Origin of the sequence: Streptomyces himastatinicus ATCC 53653 (genome assembly GCF_000158915.1) — a bacterium.
In the GTDB taxonomy this organism is placed as follows: Bacteria; Actinomycetota; Actinomycetes; order Streptomycetales; family Streptomycetaceae; genus Streptomyces; species Streptomyces himastatinicus.
In genome coordinates this window covers 5,931,523-5,934,584 of the sequence record NZ_GG657754.1, presented here as the reverse complement: position 1 = coordinate 5,934,584, position 3,062 = coordinate 5,931,523, and the positions used below count along the sequence as shown (strand labels likewise).

Annotated in this window: 4 protein-coding genes; 1 reads left to right on the top strand and 3 read right to left on the bottom strand. The window is 73.0% G+C overall.

Annotation, left to right across the window (positions count from 1 at the left end; translation table 11 throughout):
• Positions 1 to 333: 333 nt before the first annotated feature.
• The 3 genes from SSOG_RS25235 to SSOG_RS25225 are packed head-to-tail and all read right to left on the bottom strand — an operon-like array spanning position 334 to position 2,500.
• Positions 334 to 930, bottom strand: a complete 597-nt coding sequence (locus tag SSOG_RS25235; RefSeq protein ID WP_009717081.1) for an HD domain-containing protein — start codon at positions 928 to 930, stop codon at positions 334 to 336.
• 26 nt (positions 931 to 956) lie between these two features.
• Positions 957 to 1,178 carry a hypothetical protein gene (locus SSOG_RS25230; RefSeq protein WP_009717080.1) on the bottom strand — a complete coding sequence of 74 codons (222 nt, stop codon included), beginning with the start codon at positions 1,176 to 1,178 and terminating at the stop codon, positions 957 to 959.
• Positions 1,175 to 2,500 carry a PspC domain-containing protein gene (locus tag SSOG_RS25225; RefSeq protein WP_106516454.1) on the bottom strand — a complete coding sequence of 442 codons (1,326 nt, stop codon included), beginning with the start codon at positions 2,498 to 2,500 and terminating at the stop codon, positions 1,175 to 1,177. The genes SSOG_RS25230 and SSOG_RS25225 overlap by 4 nt, the downstream gene beginning before the upstream one ends.
• A gap of 156 nt (positions 2,501 to 2,656) precedes the next feature.
• Between SSOG_RS25225 and SSOG_RS25220 the strand changes: the two genes are divergently transcribed.
• On the top strand, positions 2,657 to 3,062 hold a 406-nt coding region (locus SSOG_RS25220), incomplete at its 3' end, for a protein kinase domain-containing protein (RefSeq protein ID WP_039938650.1).

Sequence of the window (3,062 nt, the reverse complement as noted above, 5' to 3'; positions counted from 1 at the left end):
TCCGCCCCAGCCCCCGCCGGGGCTCCGCCCCTGGACCCCGGACACCGCGGGCCCGTCGGCGACGGACACCGCCCCGCGCCGAGTGCCGCCCGAGCGGGGGCAGGTGCTCCGCTCCGAGCTGCGGCGGGGCCGTCACCAAACAGCCCGAGCGGCGTCAGGGGGCCGTCGCCGAGCGGCAGCAGCGCCAGGTCGCCTCACCGAGCGGCCTGAGTAGCGGCGGGACGTCGCCGGTGCGACCCGAGCAGCGTCGAGGGCACCCCGCCCAACACCCGAACGGCGCCGGGGCGCCTCACCGAGCCCGCCCGAACAGCGGGGACGGCGTCAGGGGTGGGCTCAGGTGTGCGCGTGGCCGTATCTCGCGGCAAGCGGCGCGACATCCGGTTCGCCGAAGCGGGTGCGTAGGGCTTCGAACTTGGTGATCTTCTCCGGGCCGAAGCGGGTCACGTGGGTGGCGTAGGTGTCGAAGGAGAGGAAGGCCGGAGGGGTGGTCTTGGTGTGGAACTTGTCCGCGTACATGACCAGCTGTTCCTCGCCCGTCTCCGCCACGTAGTCCGCCACCGGCAGGGGCAGCTGCTGGCGCTCGACGTCGTGGCGGGTGAGTCCTACGCCCGTGTGGCAGGAGCAGAAGCGGCACAGCTGCTCGGGGAAGCCCTCCTCGCGGAGGATCGCGTGGCCGAGGACGCCGTGGCGGATGTAGTCGTCGGTGCGGAGTCGGCCCGTGTTGTCGTAGAGGCGGTAGACGCCGATGTCGTGGAGCAGGGCGCCCGCGCGGACGAGGTCGGCGTCCAGGGGGTGGGGAGCAGAGGCGAGCAGTTGCTCGGCTACGTGCCAGACGATCTCGCAGTGCGTGTACACGAGGTCGAACGCCTCGCGCGTCGGCGCGTACTTCTCGTGCAGCGCGCGGATGTCGTCGACCGTCGGGAGGATCACGGCGGGAGCGTAGCAACCGGCCGGAGCTAGGGTGTGGGGCTCTCCGTTCCGCGGGCACGCTTCCGGCGGGCCAGGTACGTCAGGGCCGACACCACCCCCGCCGCGCACAATCCCCCCACCAGCACCATCAGCGGTACGAGCGTCCGCACGTCCCACTCCCCGGCGGCGTCCAGCCCGTACACCGTCGCGACGCCCAGCACGACGAGGCCCGCGACCAGCTTTCCCGGCTCCATCGGATGCCGCTTCATGAGCGCGTCACCTCCACGTTCCCCAGGCCGATCGACAGCCGCAGCACCAGCGTTCCGTGTGCGGCGCTCGCGCCGCCCTTCGGGTCGAGGGTGACGGTGCGCTCCCGGCCCGGCTCGATGTCGATGTCGTCGTTGCGTTCGCCCGGGAGCCGGATGTCGCCGAGCCCCGTCCGTAGGGACAGCTTGAGGCGGGCGTCCCGGGGGACCGTCACGGCGAGCTTTCCGGCGCCGACCTCGGCCCGGGTCCGGACGGTCTGGTCGTCCGTCAGCCGGAAGCGGTCGAGTTTCAGCTCGCCGACGCCCCCGCCCAGCTCGTACGAGGGCCGTACGGCGGCCGCGGACGTCGGGGCCCAGGTCTCGCGGGACCAGTCGGTGGTGACGGACTGCGGGAGCGCCGTGGCGGCGGCCAGCAGGGCGCAGGTGACGACGGTCATGATGGCGGTCCCCACCCCCGTACGCCCGTACCAGCAGCTGACCATCATCCCCAGGCCGAAGACGGCCAGTGCGCAGGTGAGGCCGATCTCCAGGCTGGCGCCGAGCGGTTGGGCGTGCCAGGACAGCCGGGTGCCGACGGCCGCGGCGGCGAGGGCGGCCAGGAAGATCCAGCCGCCGATGGAGGACCGGTCGCGGATCCGCCGGGCGCGCGCGGCCCGCGCCGTGGCCTTGTCGTACGGGCCGTCGTCCGGCCCCCACAGGTAGCCCGCGCCCGGCAGCCCCGTCGTGCCGTCCTTGACGAGCGGGTCCCGCCACCACGACGGCCCCGGCCCGCCCCGCGTCGGCGGAGCCTTGGCCTCCGGGGGTGCGTCCGCGACGGCCTGCGCCGTGGCCGGATCGACCGCAGCGCCGCTGCCCACCGCCTGCCGCCGGTGGTGCGACCAATAACCGGCGCCGCCCGCCGCGAGGGCCAGCATGAACGAGAACGACATCACGCCGCCGTTGTTCAGCATGGACAGGAACAGCCCACAGCCGACCAGCGCGCACAGCACCGCCGTCAGCGCCGGACCCTCGACACGCCCGGAGAGCAGCCGGCGCCCTTCGTTTTCGTCCTCCCCGTTCATGGGGACGAGCAGCCAGCAGAAGCCGTACACGATCAGGCCGATTCCGCCCGCGACGGCCAGCACGGACAGGACCACCCGGAAGATCACCGGGTCGACGTCGCAGTAGCGGCCGAGCCCGCCGCAGACCCCCGAGATCATCTTCTGGTCACGGCTGCGCCGCAGCGGCACATGCGCGAACGGCGGCGGCTGCGGGCCCGTGCCCCGGGGTCCTCCGGAACCGGCCGCGCCCTCGCCTTCGTCCGCCACGGTGGGTGCATCGGTCATGCGTCCATGGTGACAAGACGGTCGTTCCGGCGGCATCCGGTGAAACCCTGGGCCTTCCCTGAGATCATCCCCGATGTCGCGGCGACTATCGTGGCGGGTCGAACATGCGCGGCAGGCGGGGAAAGCGAGCCGCCGTGGGAGCGGGAGGGGAGTGCGGTGTCGGACGTAGGGCGGCTGATCGCCGGACGGTACCGGCTGGCCGAGCAGATCGGTCGCGGCGGCATGGGTACGGTCTGGCGCGCCGAGGACGAACTGCTGGGCCGTCAGGTCGCCGTCAAGCAGCTGCACGTCTCGCCGCACCTCAGCGAGGAAGAACTGACGACGATGCACGAGCGTACCCGCCGCGAGGCGCGGAGCGCGGCGCGCATCACCCACCCCAATGTGGTCGTCGTCCACGACGTCGTGGACGACGAGGGACTGCCGTGCATCGTCATGGAGTACGTGCCCTCCACGACCCTGGGCGACCTGCTCAAGGAGGGCGGCACGCTCTCCCCCGACGAGACCGCACGCGTCGGCCGCGGCATGATCGCCGCCCTGCGCGCCGCCCATGCGGCGGGCGTGC

Excerpts from the sequence above, each read along its gene's own strand:
- SSOG_RS25230 (WP_009717080.1), bottom strand. The coding sequence starts at position 1,178 with ATGAAGCGGCATCCGATGGAGCCGGGAAAGCTGGTCGCGGGCCTCGTC.
- SSOG_RS25225 (WP_106516454.1), bottom strand. The coding sequence starts at position 2,500 with ATGACCGATGCACCCACCGTGGCGGACGAAGGCGAGGGCGCGGCCGGT.